Source organism: Hansschlegelia beijingensis (assembly GCF_045505405.1).
Lineage (GTDB): Bacteria > Pseudomonadota > Alphaproteobacteria > Rhizobiales > Methylopilaceae > Methylopila > Methylopila beijingensis_A.
This window is the reverse complement of record NZ_JBJKEX010000029.1, coordinates 1-19,117: the sequence shown is the minus strand read 5'-3', so window position 1 is coordinate 19,117 and position 19,117 is coordinate 1. Positions and strand designations below refer to the sequence as shown.

The following is a 19,117-nucleotide window of genomic DNA, read 5'->3' as shown; positions in this document are numbered from 1 at the left end:
GCCTCCGTGCTGCTCGGCGGCCTGAACGGCGGCGCGCACGTCCATCTGAGATCGCGGTTCTCCGCCGCCTCGTTGAGCTTGGCGAACATCGCGGTCGCGCCCTGCAGGGCGGTGACGCCGAGCGCGGCGACGTCCGCGAGGCAGGAGTCGGCGGAGAACCGCGATCTCAGATGGACGTGCGCGCCGCCGTTCAGGCCGCCGAGCAGCACGGAGGCGAGCCCCATGATGTGGGAGATCGGCAGCACGCAGTAGATCCGGTCAGTGGGCCCGACGCCGCGGAGCGTTCCCATCATGCCGGCGATGAAGCCGAGATTGTCATGCGTGAGCATGACGCCCTTGGGCGCTCCGGTGGTGCCTGTGGTGTAGATGAAGGCGGCGAGGTCGGCTGCGGCGTCCAGGCCGGACGCCGCGTAGGGGCCGCAGGGGTCTTCGCCCGTCATCGCCAGTCGGCCGATCGCGGGCTGATCGACCATTTGCGCCCCCGCGCGCGCCGCATGCTCCTCGGCGTCGCGCGACTGGTCGAACACGAACAGCGCCCTCCTTGGGCGGCTGTGCTCCAGGATGGCGTCCACCTCCATGGGGGCGCGACGGGCGTTCTCCATCACCGCGACCCCTCCCGCGCGGGCGCAGGCCAGGATCGCGACCGCGAGCGGGATGGAGTTCTCGCCCACGATCATCACGCGGTCGCCCGGCTCAACGCCGAGCGCGGCGAGCCAGCGCGCGGCGTCGTCCACCCGGTCCGCCAGCTCGCGATAGCTGACGGTCCCCGCGAGGTCGCTGAGCGCCGGCGCGTCGGGCCGCCGCTCAGCATGCGTCAGGATGATGTCGGCGAACGTCATGCCGGCCTTTCCCGCGGGGCCGAGCCCCTCAATCGATCTTGATGTTCGCGTCCGCGACGACCTTGGCCCACTTCGCGAGCTCCGCGTCGATGAAGGTCGCGAAATCCGCGCCGCAGGCGAGATCCGCCTTGCCCCCGAGGGTGACCATCTTCTCCTGCGTGGCGGGCTCCGAGAACAGCGCCTGGAGCTTGCCGCGCAGCAGCTCGACCGCTTCCGGCGGCGTGTCCTTGGGCGCCCAGAGACCGTACCACGAGGTCACCGAGAAGCCCGGCACGCCGGATTCCGCGACCGTCGGGATCTCGGGCGCGGCGGGGGTGCGCTCCGGCGAGCTGACCGCGAGCGCGCGGAGCTTGCCGGCCTTCACCTGGGAGTACGCCGCGTTGTCGAACATCATCGAGATGCGGCCGGGGATGAGGTCCACGAAGGCGGGGCCGCTGCCCTTGTAGGGCACGTGGGTGAGGTCGACGCCCGCCATGGTCGCGAGGAGCTCGCCCGACAGATGCGGCGTCGCTCCGGGGCCGGTCGAGGCGAAAGTCAGCTGGCCCGGGCGCGCCTTTGCGTCCTCAAGCAGGTCCTTCAGGGATTTGTACGGGCTGTCCGCGCCGACCACGAGGTAGTTCGGCACCGACATCACCCGGCAGAGCGGGATGAGATCGGTGACGAGGTCGTAGGGCACCTTCTTGTTGACCGCCGGGAAGGTCGTGTTCGCGACCGAGCCCATCAGGAGCGTGTAGCCCTTGTCGTTCGACCGGGCGACCGCGTCGGAGCCGGTCATGCCGCCGGCGCCGGGCCGGTTCTCGACCGTGAACGGCTTGCCGAACTCGGTCGTGAACCGATCGGCCACGATCCGTCCCACGATGTCCGTGATCCCGCCGGGCGGGTAGGGCACCAGGATCTGCACCATGCGGTCCGGATAGGGGCCGGCGACCGCGGGGGCCGCAGCTCCGAGTGCGGCCACCACCATCACGCTCGCGGCGATCGTCCTGAAGTTCATGCGTGTCCTCCCAAGAGCGCGGGGGTTTTCCCCCGTCGTTCGACGACAGGAGGACGCGCAGCTTTCGCGGCCTCCTGTCTCTGAGCCTCACGAAATCATATTTTTTGGTTTTGATACAGCATGAGATCAGATTGCTTGATATTTGTGCCTGTGCTCCTATCCGTTGAAACAGGAGGCGTTTTGGATGACCTACGGCCTGTCGCCCGAGGAGCTCGCACTAAAGGCTGAGGCGGACGCGTTCGGCCGTTCCGTGGTGGCCAGGCGTGGCGTCGAGATCGACCAGACCCGCGAATACCCATGGGACGTGGTCGACGCCATGCGGCGCCAGGGCTTCCTGGGGATGACGATCCCGACCGAGTATGGGGGGCAGGGCAAATCCTTCCTCGACACCGTGCTCGTCGTCGAGGAGATCGCGAAATACTGCACGGTCGCGGCCCGCATCGTCGTCGAGACCAATATGGGCGCGCTCTCGACCGTCATGGCGTACGGCACGGAGAAGCAGAAGCGCCTGGCCGCCGAGCTCGTCCTCTCGGGCGACAAGCCTGCGATCTGCATCACGGAGCCCGACGCCGGCAGCGACGCCACAAACCTCTCGACGCGCGCCGACAAGCGCGGCGACGGCTATGTGATCAACGGCGCCAAACACTGGATCACGGGCGCCGGCGTCTCCAAGCTGCACCTGATCTTCGCGCGGGTGTTCGATGAAGACGGCGTCGACCAGGGCATCGGCGGCTTCCTGACCGTTCTGGGCGCCAAGGGTCTGCGGGTCTCGAACCGCGAGACCACCATGGGCCTGCGCGGCATGCCGGAAGGAGGGCTCGTCTTCGAGGACCTGGAGATCCCCGCGGACATGGCGCTGGTTCCGCCCTCGGGCTTCCGGCGAGGCTTCGCGGACCTGATGAACGCCTACAATAGCCAGCGCGTCGGCGCCGGCACGGTGGCGATGGGGATAGCGTCCGGCGCGTTCGAGCTCGCGACCGAGTGGGTCAAGACGCGGCGGCAGTTCGGACGGCCGATCGGCGAGTTTCAGGGCCTGCAGTGGATGCTGGCGGACATGAGCACGCAGCTGACGGCGTCCCGTCTCATGCTGTACGCCGCCGCCCGCTCGCGCGGCCCGAACGGCAGCCCGTTCCCTGACCCGGTGCTGGCCGCGCAGGCCAAGATCTTCGCCTCCGAGGCGGCCTTCAAGGTCGTCAACGACGCGCTCCAGCTTTACGGCGCCCGCGGCTACTCGCAGGATTTGCCGATCGAGCGCATGCTGCGCGACGTCAGGATGTTCACGATCGGGGGCGGCACCGCCCAGGTGCTGCGCACGCTGGTCGCCTCCAAGGTTCTCGGCTGGCGGCTGCCGCAGACCCGCGACGGAACCTGGGACGACCAGCGGATGAGCCGATCGGCGCCAGCCGCAGCGGAGTGAACGCGCCGGGGCTGGCCCCAGAGACCGAGGAACCAGCGTGAATCTGAGGGCTCTGCGAAGTCTCGTGGCGATCCAGGACTCGAAGTCGTTCGTCGAGGCGGCTCAGAGGCTGAAGATCAACCAGTCCGCGATCAGCATGCAGATCAAGGCGCTGGAGGAGGAGCTGCAGGTCGCCCTGTTCGACCGGAGCGTCCGTCCTCCCGTCATGACGCCGACCGCGATCGCGATCGCGCGGTCGGCGCGCGAGATCCTCGAACTGCTCGAAGGCATCCGCGAGACCGCGGAGAACGCCGACGCGCTCACGGGCCGCCTGATGCTGGGATGCATCCCGACCGCGACGATCGGCTTCCTGCCTAACGTCCTGCAGGCGATCAACCGGCGCTATCCGGGCATCCACATGCGGGTTCAGAGCGCCCTGTCGGAGCCTCTGGTGGAAGGCGTGCAGGACGGAACGCTGGACGCCGCGATCGTGACCGAACCGGCGAAGCTTCCGGCCGGTCTGCGCAGCGAGATCATCATGCGGGAACGCCTCGCGTTGATCTCCGCCTTCGACGCCGGAACGCCGCCGACGGTCGAGGCGATCCTCGACGCCAATTTCATACGCTTCAACCGCCATGCCGGCGTTGGCCGCATCATCGGCCGGTTCCTTGCAAGCCGGCGGATCGAGCCGGACGAGTTCATGGAGCTCGATTCGATCGAGGCCATCATCGAGATGGTCGAGCGCGGCATCGGGATCGCGATCGTGCCCGAGCGCCCGCTCGAGTCGTACCGCCAGCGCGTGGCGATCCGGCCGCTGGAGGGCGCGGACGCGCAACGCAACGTGTCGCTGGTCTTCCACGAGACCAACGCCAACGTCCCGCTTCTGGAAGCCGTTCTAGCGCTGTTCCGGCAGGCGTCCGGCCAAGGCTGAGGAGTCGGCGCTCGGGCCCGCTCCTCCCTCTCTCTAGTGGTGGCCGCCGCCATGCGGCGAGGCCACCGGCGCGCTCTTCTTGCCGAACATTCCCCCGACGGCGCGCCAGACCGGCCCGATGACGTAGCTCGCCAGCGGGATGATCGCCGCGCCGATCGCGAGACCGATGACGCCGGAGCCGGCGGCGGTCGTCAGCCAGCCGGCTGCGCCCGACAGGGCGGGCAGGGCGTGCGACGCCGCCTCGGCGGCGTGATGGAGCGCCTCTTCGATGTGCGTGAAGCCGTAATGCGCGAGGCCGTGCACGATGATGCCGCCGCCGACCCAGATCATCGCAGCCGTGCCGACGATCGCGAGGCCCTTCAGAAGGTACGGCATTCCGACGACCAGCCCGCGGCCGAGCTTCCGCACCAAGGACCCGAAGGCCGATCTGGACGTGCTCTTCGCCATCGCGACACCGGCGTCGTCCGCCTTCACGATGAGCGCGACGACGCCGTAGACGCCGATCGTGATCAGCAGGCCGACGACCGCTAGCACCATCGCCTTGTTCCAGAACGAGGCGTCCGCCGGCACGGCCGCGAGCGTGATCGCCATGATCTCAGCCGAGAGGATGAAGTCGGTCTTGATCGCGCCCGAGATCTTCTGCTGCTCCAGCGCGGCGGCGTCGCCCGCGCCGCCGACCGCATTCTCATGCTCGTGCGCCTTGTGGGGAAACAGCGCCTCGTAAACCTTCTCGGCGCCCTCGTAGCAGAGATAGGCGCCGCCGATCATCAGCAGCGGCGTGATCACCCAGGGCGCGAACCAGCTGAGGGCGAGGGCCGCCGGCAGCAGAAATAGCAGCTTGTTCTTCAGAGAACCCATCGCGATCCGGAACACGATGGGCAGTTCGCGCTCCGCCGCGAAGCCGACGACGTAGCGCGGCGTCACCGCGGCGTCGTCGATGACGACCCCGGCCGCCTTGACGCCCGCCTTCGCGGCCTGGCCGGCGACGTCGTCGAGCGAGGCGGCCGCGACCTTGGCGATGGCCGCGACGTCGTCGAGCAGTGCGATCAGTCCGACGGCCATCAATCGTACTCCACGGGCCCGAGGGCGGAGCCGACGCTACCGCATGCGGCCCAGGAAGGCGACGCAGCGCGCCGCGCCGCGCGCCGCAGTTCGGACGAACCATCTCAATCGAGCCACAAATCTACCTTCTGATAGGTCGGGCGCGAACGGCGCGGCTCTGGCACGGGCGCGTCCACTCAAGCCAGGAGGGCGATATGCCCGACAGCGTTCCCTACATTCTCGGCCATGCGGACGCGGAGCTGCGCCGTCTGGAGCTTCAGGCGGCGTGTCTGCGGCCGATCACACGGCGCATGCTCGTGGAGGCGGGCGTCGCGCCTGGCATGCGTGTGCTCGACTTCGGATGCGGCAATGGCGAGGTCTCTCTGCTCGCGGCAGAGTTGGTCGGCCCCTCCGGGGCCGTGCTCGGCGTCGATCGCAGCGCCGAAGCCGTGGCGGCCGCGCGCGACCGGGCGGCGGAGCTGGCTGTTCGCAACGTCGCCTTCATTCAGGGAGACGAGACGTTCCGGGAGCCGGCCGCCTTCGACATGGCCGTCGGCCGCTATGTGCTCATCCATCAGGCGTCTCCCGCCCAACTCATCCAAGCTTTGGCCGAATGCGTGCGCCCGGGCGGAACCGTCGCTTTCCACGAGCCGACCCTGCGGGGAGAAAACCCCACCTGGCCCGCCTTGCCGCCGTTGACTGCTCTGTGGGAGGCGCTGGTGGCCGCCTTCGGCTCGGTCCTGCAGCATCCGGACGCTGGAAGCCGCCTGGTCGAGCACTTCCAGCAGGCGGGGATGAGCTTGCCGACGGTGTTCTGCGAGGCGCCGGCCAGCGGCGGTCCGGAGTCTCCGCTCTATGCCTGGTACGGAGCCACGCTGCGAAACGTCGTGCCGCAGCTGGAGCGGATCGGCTGGCCGCGCCCGGACGTCGACCGGGTGGAGGAGCGTCTCGCCGAGGCCGCGACGGCCGCTCGGGGGCAGATCCTGGGGCCGCTGCAGTTCTGCGGCTGGTCGCGCGTTCCGGACTGACCGCCCAAGGGAAGGGCCGTGCCGCGAGCGCGCCCAAGTCTCCCGATCAGCTGAAGGTGGGATGGATGACGAAGAGCGACGTCACGGCAGAGGGCACAAGCGGATCGCTCCCGAGCATCGCGCGAGACGGGAGGCCGGGGATGATCGCAGCGCAGGACATCGAGGAAACCGAGTGTCTCGCGTGGCTCGATCTATTCGCAGCCGCGCCGCCCGATCATGCGGCGGAAGCCGGCCTCGCCTGCAAGCGAATGGCGGGCGCGGGCGCGCTGGCCAATCGGGCCGTTCCGATCACGGAGTTCAACCGTGTGATGGCTCCAGGGGTCAGCGTCCCCTGGAGCGCGGAAGATTTCGAAGAGGCGCTCGCCTGGCTTCAGCGGCACGCCGGCGGCTGGGCGATCCAGATCTCACCGGTCGCGCAGCCCGCCGAGATCGTCGAATGGGCCGCCGCGCGCGGTCTGGAGCCGGCCGGCGCCGGCTGGGCGAAATGGCGTCGACCTACCGCCATGGCCGTTCCGCCCAGCGCGAGCGCCCTTGAAGTTCGTGCGGTGGGCGGTGACCACGGCGCCGAGTTCGCGCGCGTCGTCCAGCAGGGCTTCGGCCTGCCGGAGTCCGCAAGGCCATGGTTTGCGGGTCTTCCCGCTCGGGACGGCTGGCGCACCTACCTGGCCTTCGACGGCCAGGAACCGGTCGCCGCCGGCGCGATGTTCATCAACGGCCAGTGCGCCTGGCTCGGCGTGGATACGACGCTCACGGAAGCCCGCGGCCGCGGCGCCCAGGGCGCCCTCATCGCGGCGCGCCTGGCCGACGGCGCAGGGGCCGGCGTGCTCGGCTTCACCGCCGAGACCGCCAATCCACCTTCGGGCCAAGAGGCCTCCCACGCCTCCTTCCGCAACTACCACCGGGCCGGATTCTCGGTGGCCTATGTGCGTCCCAACTACAGGCTTCGGCAGTCAGGCTGAGGATGATGCTCGACGTTTGAGGAGCCTGAATGGGGACGATTATCGAGGAGGCGCCATGACGACCCGGGTTCTCGTGTTCCATCCCGACTATGCCCGGTCCCATGCGAACCGGGCCTTGGGGGAGGCGGCCGCGCAGCTTGCCGGCGTGGTCGTCCACGACATGGGGTCGCTCTATCCCGACCCGCGCTCGATCGACGTGGACGCGGAGGTGGAGCGGCTGTTCTCGGCGGAGCGGCTGATCCTGCAGTTCCCCGTGCAGTGGTATTCAACGCCGCCGCTGCTGAAGGCGTGGCAGGACGTCGTGCTGACCCGCATGTACTATCTGCGGCCCGAGCAGGAGGGCGAGAGGCTGCGGGATCTGCCCGTGATGGTGGCGGCGACGGCCGGAAATGTGCCGGAAGCGTACCGTCCCGACGGGGTGAACCTGTTCTCCCTGGCCGAGTTGCTGCGTCCCCTGCAGTCCACCGCGAGCCGCTGCGCCTGGCGGTGGACCGAGCCGTTTCTGGTTTACCGTGCGAACAAGTTGAGCGACGAGGAAAGGGGCGAGGCGGCCCGGTCCTATGTCGAAAGGATCGAGCGCTGGCGCGGCCCGCATCCCGCCTGAGGGCGCAGGCGACTGCCCTTCGATAATCCCGCAAAGCAACGCCAGCCGCTGTTTTCCGCCGAAGGAGCCGCGGCCGCGCGGGTTTGCGCAAGATCCCGACAGCTTGCGCAAGCCGCCGAGCGATCGGCGCGCCTGCGGCTCCTAGTCTGGCGGCTCGTGGTCGCTCTCCTAGAAGACCGGAAGCGGCCGTCATCTCTCAGGATGCGGAGCCACACGGCATGACACAGGACACGGTCATCAACGAAGTCGCGGGCAAGGTCGCGATCGTCACCGGGGCGGCGAGCGGCATTGGCCGAGCCGTCGCCGAGCTTCTGCACGAGCGCGGCGCGAAGGTCGTGGCGGAGGACGTCAATCCCGCGGTCGAGGAACTCGCGTGCGACGGCGTCGCGCCTCTGGTCGCCGACGTCGCGGCCGACGGTTCCGCCGAGGCCGCGGTGAAGCTCGCCGCCGAGCGGTTCGGCGGCCTGGACATCCTCGTCAACAACGCCGGACGGATCATCTACAAGGAACTGGTCGAGCTCAGCCGCGAGGAGTGGGACTGGCAGATGCAGACCAACGTCACAGGCGCGTTCCTGCATTCGCGCGAGGCCCAGAAGGTCATGATGGCGCGGCGCTCCGGAGCGATCGTCAACATCGCGTCCTATGCGTCATTCTTCGCCTTCCCGGGGATCGCCGCCTACGCCGCCTCGAAGGGCGCCCTGGCGCAGCTGACCCGGACGCAGGCGCTGGAGGCGATCCCGCACGGTGTCCGCGTCAACGCGATCGGGGTCGGCGACGTCATCACCAACATCCTCGATCATTTTCGCGAGGATGGCCGCGAATTCCTCGCCGAGCACGGCGGCAAGGCGCCGATCGGCCGGGCGGCCGAGCCGCGGGAGATCGCCGAGATCGTGGCGTTCCTGGCCTCCGACCGCGCCAGCTTCATCGTCGGGTCGGTGGTGATGGCGGACGGCGGGATGAGCGTCCCGATCGGATGACGGCGGAAGATCCTCCGCCGAGGGCGCGCTCGCTTCTGCGCCACGTCCCGGGCGAGATCCTGGGGCAGGCCGACACCGGACCGGGCGGCCTGCTGGTCGAGCGCTTCCTCCATCGCACCATAGTGGAGCCGTTCATTGCGCCAGCGGTGGCGGATCCTTTGCTGGTCTGGATCGCAGCCGGCGCGGCGCGGGTCGAGGAGCGCGACCTTGGCGAGGGGTGGAGCGCAGTCGATGTCCGCCGCGGAGACCTGTTCGTCGTCGATTCCGACGAGCCCTATGAGCTGCGATGGCGGGCGGAGGGCGAGTCCTTCGAGGCGCTGCACGTCCATCTCGGCGTTCACCTGATCGAGGCCGCAGCCGCAGATTTGTTCGGGCAGCCGCAGCGCCCGGCGCTGCGTGAGGCCTCCGGCGCTCGCGACCCGGCCGTCTCGACCCTGCTCGAGCTCATTCATCGCGAGATCGCAAACGGAGCGGCGCCCGCCCCGACGCTTCTGCAGGGCGTCGGGCAGGCGCTGGCGGTCTGCGTGCTGCGCGCCTTCGCCGACCCGGGTCGCCGTATCCGCCGGCGGAGCGGCCTGCCGGCGTTCCGGGTGCGCGCGATCCTCCGGCACATGCGCGACAACCTCGCCGAGCCGTTCTCGCTGGCCGATCTCGCCTCGGTCGCGGAGATGAGCCCTTTCCATTTCAGCCGGGTGTTCAGCCGCTCCATGGGATGTTCGCCGCAGAGATGTTTCGCAGGCCTTCGGATCGCCGAAGCGCAGCGCCTCCTGCGCGAGACCGACGTGTCCGTCATGGAGATCAGCCTGGCTGTCGGCTATTCGAGCCCAAGCCACTTCGCGCAGACCTTTCAGCGAGCCACCGGCGTCACGCCGTCCCGCTATCGGGATGCGTCGTAGCTCAAGAAGCGGTTGCCGGTCCGCCTCAAGATGATGACGCGCCCGATCGGACGGTCGCAAATCGGCCAAGGCTGACGCCGCGGTTCTCTCTCAAGGCGGCGGAGTCGGGAGCTGGCCGATTTGCGTTCGGGGAGAGCGCGGTCGCCCCGAGACGGCCCCCGGATTGTGCGGACAGAAGGCGCTTCAGTTCGGTGTTCTCGCGGCGAAGCGCCTTGAGCTGCCGTACGCCCGACGGCGTCAGTCCCTCGAACTTCCGCTTCCAGCGATAGAAGGTGCGGACAGACACATGCGCGCTCGCGCAGACCGCCTCGAGCGAAGCGCCGGCCGCGACCTCTCCCAGGAGGATCGCGATCTCTTCATCCGTCAGACGCGACGCGGCCATCTCCGAACCTCGCGCTCTAGCCCACCATGTGGACATGCTCATAGTTCGGGCAGAGTGATCCGGCGGGCGGGTTCTCGCAAGCTCCGAAACCGCATGGCCGACAGGAGCCGCGCGGCTGCGCGGTTGAGCTTGGCGAATGGGCGACGGCCGGGCACCCGCTGAGCCGCCGTCTGACCTTCCAATGTCAATTTTGACATCGCCGGAGGACGGTCGCCGGACTGCCTATTCGGAGCGCTTCGCAAGCTGAAATTTGACCTTGCTCGGAGGGGCACCGCGGCGTCAGCGTCGGGTGACGAAATCCTCTGAAGGCCCAAGGCGATGAGCAAGTTCGACCGCAGAACCTTCCTCAGAACCACGGGCGCAGCGGCGGCTGGCGCGCTCCTGCCGCTGGCCGCGCCGCCGCTGATACAGTCCGCCCGCGCGGCGGGGACCGTGAAGCTCGGCTGCCTGTTCTCCTCCTCGGGCACCATGGCGAACCTCGAGGGCCGCATGAACTTCGTCGCCAAGATGGCGGCCGAAGAGATCAACGCGGCGGGAGGCGTCAACGGCTCCACGATCGAAGTCGTCACGTCGGATCCTGCCTCCGACTGGCCGCTCTATGCACAGGTCGGTCGGCAGATGCTGTCGGAGACCAAGGTCGCCGCGCTGTTCGGTTGCTGGACGTCCGTGTCGCGCAAATCCGTGCTGCCGGTGGTGGAGCAGAACAACGGGCTTCTGTTCTACCCCCTCCATTTCGAGGGCGACGAGAACTCGAAGAACGTCGTCTACGTGAACTCGCCGCCTGCCAGCTCGGTGCTGCCCGCGGTCGACTACCTGATGAGCCCGGACGGCGTTGAGGCCAAGCGCTTCTTCATGGTCGGCTCGGACTATGTCTGGCCGCGCACGATCAACAAGCAGCTCAAGGGCTACTGGAAGACCAAGGGCATCGAGGAGAGCGCCTGGAAGGAGGAGTACGTGCCGTTCTCCTTCTCGAATTTCCAGACCATCGTGAACCAGATCCGCGCCTTCGCGGACGCGCCGGGCGGGAAGCTTGTGGTGGTGCTGACGGTCGTCGGCTCCTCGATCCCCGATTTCATGCGCGAGTTCGCGAACCAGGGGATCTCGTCCTCCGACGTTCCGGTCCTCGGCCTCGACATGGTGGAGGCGGACCTCGAGGGCCTCGACACCCAGAAGCTCGTCGGCCACCTCAACTGCTGGGCCTATCTCCAGCAGGCCAAGGGCGAAGCGAACCAGAAGTTCCTGAAGTCCTGGTCCGATTACGTCGGCCGGACCAAGGCGCCGTTCCGTCCCGATGTCGCGATCGACCCGATGGTCTCGACCTATGACGCGGTTCACCTGTGGGCGCTGGCCGCCAAGAAGGCCGGCTCCTTCGACGTGCCGGAAGTGCAGAAGGCGTTCGCCGGGCTCAGCTTCGACTGCCCGTCCGGCTACAAGATCGGCATGACGGCCGAGAACAACTACGTCTCGCGCGGCGTCTTCATCGGCTCGGTCAACGATTCCCAGGGCTTCGACGTGCTCTGGCAGTCGGAGGGCACGCCGAAGCCGGTGCCGATGAGCCAGTACGGCTGATCCCGACACGCAGGGCGATAACGGTGTGGTGGCGTGCCCTGTTCGCGGGTCTGTTCGGCGCGGTTCTGACGTGCGGGGCGGCTGCGGCGGCGTTTGATCGGGCGGCGGTCGCGAGCCAGGTCTGTGGCGGCGCCACCGGCATGACGGACGCCGCCAACGCCATGCTGGCGGGGCTGGTCGACGCGACGATCGACGATGCCAGATGGGCCGCGGCGCTATCCGGCGCCGCGATTGACCGCAGCCTCAAATGCGGTCCGCAGGGGCCGATCATCGCGCTTCCGGACGGCGCCGTGAACGCCGCGACCCTCGCGCCGTCCGAAGGATCGGGCGGAACGTCTCCGCTGCTCAGCCTGAAGAACCGGCCGCTGTTCGAGACGGTCCGCGCGGCCGCCACGCTTCGCAGCGGCGCGACCCCGAACGATCGCGGTGCGGCGCTGACCGCGCTCGAGCGGCGCGCGGGATCGCTGCCGCCGGAATTCTTCGAGAAGGCGGCGGAGGCCGAATCCGACGTGGGGCTGAGGAACCGCATCCTCGCCGTGGGCCAGGCGGCCCTGCTCAATTCGCCGGACATGTCGAAGCGCATCGCGGCAATCGAGCGGATCGCCGCGACCCCGGACCGGCGGTCGCTGACCCGGATCGACGCGTTGAAGAGCGATCCGGCCTACGTGACGGATCCCGACTTCCGCATGGCGGTCGACAGCGGCGTCGCCTCAATCGGGCGCTGGCTCTCAATCTCCAACGCGCTCAACGTGTTCTACAACGGGCTGTCCGTCGCCTCGATCCTGTTCATGGCCTCGGCTGGACTTGCGATCATCTTCGGGCTGATGGGCGTGATCAATCTCGCCCAGGGCGAGTTCATCATGATCGGCGCCTATGTGGCCTACGCGGTGCAGGAGGCCCTGCGCGCCGTCGCGCCCGGCCTGATCGACTGGTATCTGATCGCCGCGATCCCGGTCGTGTTCCTCGTGACGGCGGGGATCGGGGTCGCGCTCGAGGCGACGATCGTGCGGCGCCTCTACACCCGTCCGCTGATGACGCTGCTCGCTACCTGGGCCGTCAGCCTGCTGCTGGTGAACCTGATGCGTGTCGCGGTCGGCACGCAGAACCTCCAGTTCGTGACGCCCTGGTACATCTCGGGCGGCCGTCTCCTGATGGGCGACTTCATCATCACCTGGAACCGCCTGTTCGCGATCGTTTTCGCGGGCCTGACGCTTGGTCTGACCTGGTTCGTGTTGAAGCGCACCCCGCTCGGCCTCAACATCCGCGCGGTCACCCAGAACCGCGCGATGGCCGGCTGCGTGGGCGTCGCGACCCGGCGGGTCGACATGATGGCGTTCGGCCTGGGCTCGGGGCTCGCGGGGCTCGCGGGCCTCGCGCTCTGCCCGATCTATAACGTGAACCCCCAGATGGGTTCGAACTTCATCGTCGACAGCTTCATGGTCGTGGTGCTGGGCGGCGTGGGAACCCTCGCGGGCACGGCCTTCGCCGCGCTGGGCGTCGGACAGATCAACGTCCTGATCGAACCGCTTTACGGCGCGGTCGCCGCCAAGGTGATCGTGCTGCTGATGATCATCGCCTTCCTGCAGTGGCGGCCCGAGGGTCTCTACGCCGTCAAGGGGCGGCGCAAGTGAGGGCGGGGGAGGGCGCGGGCATGATCGCGCCGAAGCCTCGCTATCTGGCTCGCGCGCTGGACGACCGGGTGTTCTCCGGCGTCGCGGCCGCGACGCTCCTCGCTTTCGCCGTCGTCGCCCTGTGGCCCGGCCTGTCCGGCTATCGGGTCAACATCATCGGGCAACTCGCCTGCTTCGCCCTGCTCGCGGTCGCGCTGGACCTGATCTGGGGCTATGCGGGCATCCTCAGCCTCGGACACGGACTGTTCTTCGCCATCGGCGGCTACGTCGCGGGCATGCACCTGCTCGAGCAGTCGGTCGCGACCACCGGGGTCACGCCCGACATCGTGCAGTTCATGGGCTGGACGGCGCTTCCGGCCTGGTGGGCGCCGCTCGGAAGCTTCCCGGTCGCGCTGCTGGCGGCGGTCGCGGCGTCGTTCGCGGCGTCGTTCGCGTTCGGCTGGGTGTCGTTCCGCTCGCGGGTCGGCGGGGTCTATTTCGCGATCATCACCCAGGCGCTCGTCTATGTGGCGATGTTGCTGATGTTCCGGAACGACACCGGCTTCGGCGGCAATAACGGCATGACCGGCTTCCAGACGATCTTCGGCGTGCCGTTCCAGTCGCCGGGCGTCGCGACCGGGCTCGCGCTCGCCTCGCTGGGGGCGCTCGGCGTCACGCTCATCGGATGCAGGCTGCTGATGGTCGGCCGGTTCGGCCGCCTGCTGGTCGCGACCCGGGATGACGAAACCCGGCTGCGCTCGCTCGGCTACGAAACGCTGCGGCTCAAGCTTGCGGTCTGGTGCCTGTCGGCGGTGATCGCGGCGATCGCCGGGCTGCTCTACGTGCCGCAGGTCGGCATCATCAATCCGCGCGTGCTCTCGCCGGAGCTTTCGCTCGAGATCGCCGTCTGGTGCGCCATCGGCGGCCGCGGCCGGCTCGCCGGGGCGGTGATCGGCGCGGTGCTGGTCAACGCCATCAAGTTCTCGCTGTCGGCGACCCTTCCCGAGCTCTGGCCCTTCGTGCTGTCGGGCCTCGTCATCCTCGTCGCGCTGATCTTTCCGAACGGGCTGCTCGACATCGGCCGCTGGCGCCCCGCGCTGCTGTCGCGTCCCGGCGCGCTTCGGCCGCAGGATGCGGCGTCATGACCGTCGCGGTGCTGGTCGAGGGCCTGACCGTCGAGTTCGGGCGCTTTCGTGCGATCGACGATCTGTCGCTCGCCATCGACTATGGCGAGGTGCGCGCCGTCATCGGCCCCAACGGCGCGGGCAAGACGACGCTGCTCGACGTCATCTCCGGCGTCAGCCGCGCCAGGGCCGGCCGCGTCCTGTTCGACGAGCGGCTTGAGCTCACGGGCCGCAGCGAGAGCGCGATCGCGCGGTCGGGCGTCAGGCGCAAGTTCCAGAAGCCGAGCGTGTTCGAGGCGCTGTCCGTTCGCGACAACGTCGAGATCGGGCTCGGCGGCGCGGACGACGAGGGATCGAAGGAAAAGGTCGCGGCCATCCTGGAGACGGTCGGGCTTGCGGAGCATGCGGATCGGCTCGCGAGCGAACTCGCCCACGGCCAGAAGCAGTGGCTCGAGATCGCCATGGTGGTCGTGTCCGAGCCCAGGGTTCTGATGCTGGACGAGCCCGTCGCCGGCCTCACCGACGAGGAGACCGAGCGCACCGCGGCCCTCATTCGGCGCCTTCGGACCCCCGAGCGCGCCATCGTCGTGGTCGAACACGACATGGACTTCGTCGAGGCTATCGCGGACCGGGTGACGGTGCTGCATGAGGGCCGAACGCTGTTCGAGGGCTCCATGGCCCGGGCCCGCGCCGACGCGCGCGTCGTCGACGTCTATCTGGGCCGGTGAGACGATGAAGCTCACGGTTCGCGATCTCGATCAGCATTATGGCGGCTCCCAGGTCCTGAGGAGCGTTTCGCTCGAGGTCGAGCCCGGCCAGTGCCTCGCGGTCCTCGGCCGCAACGGGGCCGGCAAGTCCACCCTGCTGAAGTGCCTCGTGGGGCTGCTGCCCGTCACGCGCGGGGCGATCCTGTTCGACGGCGCGGACGTTACGCAGAGCCCGAACTACCGCCGCTCACGCGCAGGCGTCGCCTATGTGCCGCAAGGCCGGGAGATCTTCGCCGAGCTCACCGTCAGGGAGAACCTCGTCGTGGCCGCGCGCGCGCATGGCGACGTCGCCGGGGAGGGGATTTCGGAGGTCATCCGGCTTTTCCCCGTGCTGGGCGAGATGGCCGACCGCCGCGGCGGCGCCCTCTCCGGCGGCCAGCAACAGCAGCTCGCGATCGCCAGGGCCCTCGTCACCCGCCCCAAGCTGATCATCCTCGACGAGCCCACCGAGGGCGTCCAACCGTCGATCGTCCAGCTGATCGAGACCGTGCTGAGCGGCCTCAAGGGCCGGATATCGATCCTGCTGGTCGAGCAGTATCTCGATTTCGCCGCGGCGATCGCCGACCGGTTCGTGGTGCTGTCGCGCGGCCAGGTCGTCGATCAGGGACTGCGCGACGAGATGAGCCGCGACCGCCTCTCCCGCTTCATGTCCGTCTGACACTCACGCAGAAAGCGAAGCTCTTATGGCTCGTCACCACACGATCTCCTCTGCGCCCGAGAACATGGTCTGGGGCTACCTGGACAGCGCTTCGAAGCCGGTCGCGCGCATCGCCTCCGGGGACACCGTGACGCTCACGTCGTTCCCCGCCGGCGGCAAGGAGTGCCTGCCGCCCGACGCCTCGCGCGTGCCCGCGGACTACATGGCCGCGCTCGACACCCTGCAGCAAAGCGGCGGCCCGCACTTCATCACCGGCCCGGTCTTCGTCGAGGGCGCCGAACCCGGAGACGTGCTGCAGGTCGACATCCTCGAAGCCAGGCCGACGATGGACTGGGGGTTCGTGGCGATCCTTCCGCTGCTCGGGACTCTGCCGGACGAGTTCACCGACTACGAGACGATCCACCCCACGATCGACGCCACGAAAGGGATCTGCACGCTTCCCTGGGGCGTGGAGGTGCCGCTCGACCCGTTCTTCGGCATCATGGGCGTCGCGCCTCCTCCCGCATGGGGCCGATGCGGCTCGCCCGTTCCGCGCGCCTTCGGCGGCAACATGGACAACAAGGAGCTGAAGCCCGGGACCACGCTCTATCTGCCGGTTTTCAACGAAGGCGCGCTGTTCTTCGCAGGCGACGGCCACGGCGTGCAGGGCGACGGCGAGGTCTGCATCACCGCGCTCGAGATGGGCATCGAGGGCACGTTCCGGCTCACCGTCCGCAAGGACATGGCGGTCGAGTTCCCGTTCGCGGAGACCGGCACGCATCTGATCTCGATCGGGCTCGACGAGGATCTCGACGACGCGGCGAAGCAGGCAGTGCGCGAGATGGTTCGCCACGTCTGCCTGCGATCGAACCTCACCCGCAACGAGGCCTACATGCTGTGCTCGCTCGCCGGGGACGTGCGGGTGACGCAGCTCGTCGACGGCAACAAGGGCATCCACATGATGCTGCCCAAGGCCTTGATCTAAGGGCACCGCCCAGCGGCCTGCGGCCGACCGGAAGGCTCGTCATCTGCCCGCAGCGCGGTCGTCTTGCAGCGCGCGGGGATCCTCCGCAGGGCGGTTCTCGCCCGCGTGGGAAAACGGCGCGGCCACGATCACAGTCGCGTCAGGTTGCATTCGCCGCTCTTGAGCCCGGGCGGCGGGTGAGCCATGTCGCATTGGTCAGAACGGTCCGGGCCCCTCTGGCGTTCTTCGTCCTTGCCGAAGCACGCGATGTCGGACTGCCCCACCCAACCCTCGCGGGACGGTGGCGCAGCGTCCGCGTCGACGCTCGCCGTCGTCCTCGAGACCAGAGGACGACGACGTCGCATGATCGCTGAATTTCTTCCTGACTTCCTCTTCGCCGAAATCGTCGGCAAGCCCGCCTGGCTGTGGCTCGCCTTCCTCGCGCTCGTCGGCGTGCTGCTCGCCTTCGACCTCGGCGTCCTGAACCGAAAGTCCAAGGAGCTCGGCGTCGCCGACAGCCTGAAGCTGTCCGCCTTCTACATCGCCGTCGCGGTCGCCTTCGGCGGCTGGATCTGGTCCTCGATGGGACCGGAGGCCGGCATGAACTACTTCACCGGCTACGCGATCGAGAAGGCGCTCTCGATCGACAACGTCTTCGTCATCGCGCTGATCTTCGGCTACTTCTCGATCCCGCCGCGCTATCAGTACCGGGCGCTCGTCTGGGGCATTCTGGCGGTGCTCGTGCTGCGCGGCCTGATGATCGGCGTCGGCGCGGCGCTCGTGCAGGACTACGACTGGATCCTGCTGATCTTCGGCGCCTTCCTGGCCTTCACGGGCGTGAAGATGCTGTTCGCGGGCGAGGGCGAGACCGACATCTCCCAGAACGCCGCGTTGCGCTGGCTGTCGGGGCGCATGCGCGTGACGCCGGCGCTTCACGGCGAGAGCTTCTTCGTTCGTCAGCCCGATCCTGTCACCGGCAAGCTCGTGCTGTGGGCGACGCCGCTCTTCCTCGCGCTGGTCGTGATCAACGTCGCCGACCTCGTTTTCGCGGTCGATTCCGTGCCGGCGATCTTCGCGATCACGACCGACACCTACATCGTCTTCACCGCGAACATCATGGCCGTGCTCGGCCTGCGCGCGCTCTATTTCGCGCTCGCCGCGATGGCGCAGCGCTTCGCCTATCTGAAGTACGCGCTCGCGCTCGTGCTGGTGTTCATCGGCGCCAAGATCTTCTGGTCGCACTTCTTCGGCAAGGTCGACCCGGCGATCTCGCTCGGCGTGACGCTCGCGCTCATCGCCGGCGGCGTCGTGGTGTCGCTCTGGAAGACCCGCGGCGGCAAGGGCGAGGAGGAGCGGCTCGCCCCCGAGTGACAGGCGCGAACAGGGAGGCGGCGCGCGCCGCCTCCCTGGCGTTCGCTCCGGCACGAGAGCGGCCAGGTCATGCTCTATCTCATCGGCCGCGCGGCGCGCCTCAGGGGCGGCGGTCAGTTCGACGCCTTGACGAAGGAGGCGAACGCCGAGTCGAATATGTCGCTCAGCTGCAACGCCGTCGTCCGCGTGATGTGGTCTGAATCGCGGTAGAGCGGCACGCCGCCGCGCACGAGATCGCAGACGTCGTCGTTGCAGAAGAACGGGTCGGGCTCCACGGTCGGCGCGTTATACTTCGCCGCGATCTGCTCGATGATGTCGGTCGCGTGGCCATCCCGTTCGAGTTCCGCGCGACGCGTCAGCGTTATCTTCGACAGGTCGCGGCCGGCCATCATGGCTTTCGCAGTGGCGTAGGCGACGGCGTAGCCGGCCTCCGGCACATCGAGCACGACCACAGGATGGACGCCGTAGCTCATGAGGCGCGCCAGCGTGCGATCTAGCGCCGCGGCGAACCTCGCATCCTCGCCAGGCACCGGCGGCGGCACCTTGGCCGGATCGAAGAACATGCCCTCTTCGCCAAAGCCGTTGCCCGACGCCGCGCGAGCCCAGCGGGCCACCAGGAAGACCAGAGGCACGCGCTCCCGCTGCAGGAAGTCGAAGGCCGCCTCATTCACCTCGTGGCAGCGTCGCCTCGTTTCCGGACGCGCGGTCAGCGTCTCGAAATCCTCCAGCGGCGGGCAGGACCCGGCGCCGACGAGCACTCCGGGGAGGCCGAGCTTGTCGCCCGCCTTGAAGATGCCAGGCGCAAGGGCAGGCGCGTGCGAGTCTCCCCACACCAGGAACTTCGGTCGCTCGTTGACGGCCGTCCTGCTCATCGAGCAGAGCCGTCCTGCGCGGATGTCCTCTAGGTGTTTAGTCCCACGGTGTGATGGCGTATCTTTATTGCCGTCAGAGAGGGACGCGCTATGGGCCAAGTTCTTCACGGGAGCGCCAAGACGACGCACGCCGTTCGAGCGGAGCTACAGCGATCG

19 protein-coding genes are annotated in these 19,117 nt (G+C 68.5%); 14 read left to right on the top strand and 5 right to left on the bottom strand.

The annotated features are described in order from the left end of the window. Nucleotides 1-839: class I adenylate-forming enzyme family protein (locus tag ACIKT0_RS03625; protein ID WP_407104043.1), on the bottom strand; the 839-nt coding region annotated here is incomplete at its 3' end. Nucleotides 840-867: 28 nt separating this feature from the next. Continuing rightward, nucleotides 868-1,833, bottom strand: coding sequence for a Bug family tripartite tricarboxylate transporter substrate binding protein (locus ACIKT0_RS03620; protein ID WP_407104042.1), 966 nt, complete (start codon nucleotides 1,831-1,833; stop codon nucleotides 868-870). A gap of 184 nt (nucleotides 1,834-2,017) precedes the next feature. Between ACIKT0_RS03620 and acdA the strand changes: the two genes are divergently transcribed. Then, nucleotides 2,018-3,250 carry a 3-sulfinopropanoyl-CoA desulfinase gene (acdA, locus tag ACIKT0_RS03615; protein WP_407104041.1) on the top strand — a complete coding sequence of 411 codons (1,233 nt, stop codon included), beginning with the start codon at nucleotides 2,018-2,020 and terminating at the stop codon, nucleotides 3,248-3,250. Nucleotides 3,251-3,287: 37 nt separating this feature from the next. Continuing rightward, nucleotides 3,288-4,160: a LysR family transcriptional regulator gene (locus ACIKT0_RS03610; protein ID WP_407104040.1), complete on the top strand. Its 873-nt coding sequence runs from the start codon at nucleotides 3,288-3,290 to the stop codon at nucleotides 4,158-4,160. Between the two features lie 33 nt (nucleotides 4,161-4,193). Here the strand turns inward: ACIKT0_RS03610 and ACIKT0_RS03605 are convergent, their stop codons facing one another. Beyond that, entirely contained in the window at nucleotides 4,194-5,222 is a 1,029-nt protein-coding gene (locus ACIKT0_RS03605; protein ID WP_407104039.1) for a DUF808 domain-containing protein, read from the bottom strand. Nucleotides 5,223-5,416: 194 nt separating this feature from the next. Here ACIKT0_RS03605 and ACIKT0_RS03600 point away from each other — a divergent pair, with 194 nt between their 5' ends. From ACIKT0_RS03600 to ACIKT0_RS03580, 5 genes are all read left to right on the top strand, one after another. Next, nucleotides 5,417-6,229: a methyltransferase domain-containing protein gene (locus ACIKT0_RS03600; protein WP_407104038.1), complete on the top strand. Its 813-nt coding sequence runs from the start codon at nucleotides 5,417-5,419 to the stop codon at nucleotides 6,227-6,229. Nucleotides 6,230-6,369: 140 nt separating this feature from the next. Further along, a complete protein-coding gene (locus tag ACIKT0_RS03595) occupies nucleotides 6,370-7,188 on the top strand; it encodes a GNAT family N-acetyltransferase (RefSeq protein ID WP_407104037.1) in 819 nt (272 codons plus the stop codon). A 55-nt stretch (nucleotides 7,189-7,243) separates the two neighbouring features. Continuing rightward, nucleotides 7,244-7,792 (top strand): NAD(P)H-dependent oxidoreductase, encoded by a 549-nt coding sequence (locus tag ACIKT0_RS03590; protein WP_407104036.1) that lies wholly within the window; start codon nucleotides 7,244-7,246, stop codon nucleotides 7,790-7,792. Nucleotides 7,793-8,010: 218 nt separating this feature from the next. Next, nucleotides 8,011-8,769 carry an SDR family NAD(P)-dependent oxidoreductase gene (locus ACIKT0_RS03585; RefSeq protein WP_407104035.1) on the top strand — a complete coding sequence of 253 codons (759 nt, stop codon included), beginning with the start codon at nucleotides 8,011-8,013 and terminating at the stop codon, nucleotides 8,767-8,769. Next, nucleotides 8,766-9,665, top strand: a complete 900-nt coding sequence (locus ACIKT0_RS03580) for a helix-turn-helix domain-containing protein (protein WP_407104034.1) — start codon at nucleotides 8,766-8,768, stop codon at nucleotides 9,663-9,665. Before ACIKT0_RS03585 ends, ACIKT0_RS03580 begins: the two co-directional genes overlap by 4 nt. 25 nt (nucleotides 9,666-9,690) lie before the next feature. On the opposite strand, the gene ACIKT0_RS03575 is transcribed toward ACIKT0_RS03580, so the two are convergent. Then, entirely contained in the window at nucleotides 9,691-10,047 is a 357-nt protein-coding gene (locus ACIKT0_RS03575) for a transposase (RefSeq protein ID WP_407104033.1), read from the bottom strand. Between the two features lie 318 nt (nucleotides 10,048-10,365). On the opposite strand from ACIKT0_RS03575, the gene ACIKT0_RS03570 reads away from it, so the two are divergent. The 7 genes from ACIKT0_RS03570 to ACIKT0_RS03540 all read left to right on the top strand — a co-directional run bounded on the left by ACIKT0_RS03570 (nucleotide 10,366) and on the right by ACIKT0_RS03540 (nucleotide 18,089). Continuing rightward, nucleotides 10,366-11,616, top strand: coding sequence for a transporter substrate-binding protein (locus ACIKT0_RS03570; protein WP_407104032.1), 1,251 nt, complete (start codon nucleotides 10,366-10,368; stop codon nucleotides 11,614-11,616). 23 nt (nucleotides 11,617-11,639) lie between these two features. Continuing rightward, on the top strand, nucleotides 11,640-13,247 hold the full coding sequence (gene urtB, locus ACIKT0_RS03565; protein WP_407104031.1) for an urea ABC transporter permease subunit UrtB: 1,608 nt from the start codon (nucleotides 11,640-11,642) through the stop codon (nucleotides 13,245-13,247). Between the two features lie 20 nt (nucleotides 13,248-13,267). After that, entirely contained in the window at nucleotides 13,268-14,371 is a 1,104-nt protein-coding gene (urtC, locus tag ACIKT0_RS03560) for an urea ABC transporter permease subunit UrtC (RefSeq protein WP_407104030.1), read from the top strand. After that, a complete protein-coding gene (locus tag ACIKT0_RS03555; protein ID WP_407104029.1) occupies nucleotides 14,368-15,078 on the top strand; it encodes an ABC transporter ATP-binding protein in 711 nt (236 codons plus the stop codon). Before urtC ends, ACIKT0_RS03555 begins: the two co-directional genes overlap by 4 nt. A gap of 4 nt (nucleotides 15,079-15,082) precedes the next feature. Further along, nucleotides 15,083-15,775 carry an urea ABC transporter ATP-binding subunit UrtE gene (gene urtE, locus ACIKT0_RS03550; protein WP_407104028.1) on the top strand — a complete coding sequence of 231 codons (693 nt, stop codon included), beginning with the start codon at nucleotides 15,083-15,085 and terminating at the stop codon, nucleotides 15,773-15,775. 25 nt (nucleotides 15,776-15,800) lie between these two features. Beyond that, nucleotides 15,801-16,739 carry an acetamidase/formamidase family protein gene (locus ACIKT0_RS03545; protein ID WP_407104027.1) on the top strand — a complete coding sequence of 313 codons (939 nt, stop codon included), beginning with the start codon at nucleotides 15,801-15,803 and terminating at the stop codon, nucleotides 16,737-16,739. Nucleotides 16,740-17,081: 342 nt separating this feature from the next. Further along, nucleotides 17,082-18,089 (top strand): TerC family protein, encoded by a 1,008-nt coding sequence (locus tag ACIKT0_RS03540; RefSeq protein ID WP_407104026.1) that lies wholly within the window; start codon nucleotides 17,082-17,084, stop codon nucleotides 18,087-18,089. A 113-nt stretch (nucleotides 18,090-18,202) separates the two neighbouring features. Here the strand turns inward: ACIKT0_RS03540 and ACIKT0_RS03535 are convergent, their stop codons facing one another. Then, entirely contained in the window at nucleotides 18,203-18,961 is a 759-nt protein-coding gene (locus ACIKT0_RS03535) for an SGNH hydrolase domain-containing protein (RefSeq protein WP_407104025.1), read from the bottom strand. Nucleotides 18,962-19,117: the final 156 nt, after the last annotated feature.

Bases quoted from the DNA above. Each gene is read 5' to 3' on its own strand.
- ACIKT0_RS03620 (WP_407104042.1), bottom strand. From the start codon at position 1,833: ATGAACTTCAGGACGATCGCCGCGAGCGTGATGGTGGTGGCCGCACTC.
- acdA (WP_407104041.1), top strand. From the start codon at position 2,018: ATGACCTACGGCCTGTCGCCCGAGGAGCTCGCACTAAAGGCTGAGGCG.
- ACIKT0_RS03605 (WP_407104039.1), bottom strand. From the start codon at position 5,222: ATGGCCGTCGGACTGATCGCACTGCTCGACGACGTCGCGGCCATCGCC.
- ACIKT0_RS03600 (WP_407104038.1), top strand. From the start codon at position 5,417: ATGCCCGACAGCGTTCCCTACATTCTCGGCCATGCGGACGCGGAGCTG.
- ACIKT0_RS03595 (WP_407104037.1), top strand. From the start codon at position 6,370: ATGATCGCAGCGCAGGACATCGAGGAAACCGAGTGTCTCGCGTGGCTC.
- ACIKT0_RS03590 (WP_407104036.1), top strand. From the start codon at position 7,244: ATGACGACCCGGGTTCTCGTGTTCCATCCCGACTATGCCCGGTCCCAT.
- ACIKT0_RS03585 (WP_407104035.1), top strand. From the start codon at position 8,011: ATGACACAGGACACGGTCATCAACGAAGTCGCGGGCAAGGTCGCGATC.
- ACIKT0_RS03580 (WP_407104034.1), top strand. From the start codon at position 8,766: ATGACGGCGGAAGATCCTCCGCCGAGGGCGCGCTCGCTTCTGCGCCAC.
- ACIKT0_RS03575 (WP_407104033.1), bottom strand. From the start codon at position 10,047: ATGGCCGCGTCGCGTCTGACGGATGAAGAGATCGCGATCCTCCTGGGA.
- ACIKT0_RS03570 (WP_407104032.1), top strand. From the start codon at position 10,366: ATGAGCAAGTTCGACCGCAGAACCTTCCTCAGAACCACGGGCGCAGCG.
- urtC (WP_407104030.1), top strand. From the start codon at position 13,268: ATGATCGCGCCGAAGCCTCGCTATCTGGCTCGCGCGCTGGACGACCGG.
- ACIKT0_RS03555 (WP_407104029.1), top strand. From the start codon at position 14,368: ATGACCGTCGCGGTGCTGGTCGAGGGCCTGACCGTCGAGTTCGGGCGC.
- urtE (WP_407104028.1), top strand. From the start codon at position 15,083: ATGAAGCTCACGGTTCGCGATCTCGATCAGCATTATGGCGGCTCCCAG.
- ACIKT0_RS03545 (WP_407104027.1), top strand. From the start codon at position 15,801: ATGGCTCGTCACCACACGATCTCCTCTGCGCCCGAGAACATGGTCTGG.
- ACIKT0_RS03540 (WP_407104026.1), top strand. From the start codon at position 17,082: ATGATCGCTGAATTTCTTCCTGACTTCCTCTTCGCCGAAATCGTCGGC.
- ACIKT0_RS03535 (WP_407104025.1), bottom strand. From the start codon at position 18,961: ATGAGCAGGACGGCCGTCAACGAGCGACCGAAGTTCCTGGTGTGGGGA.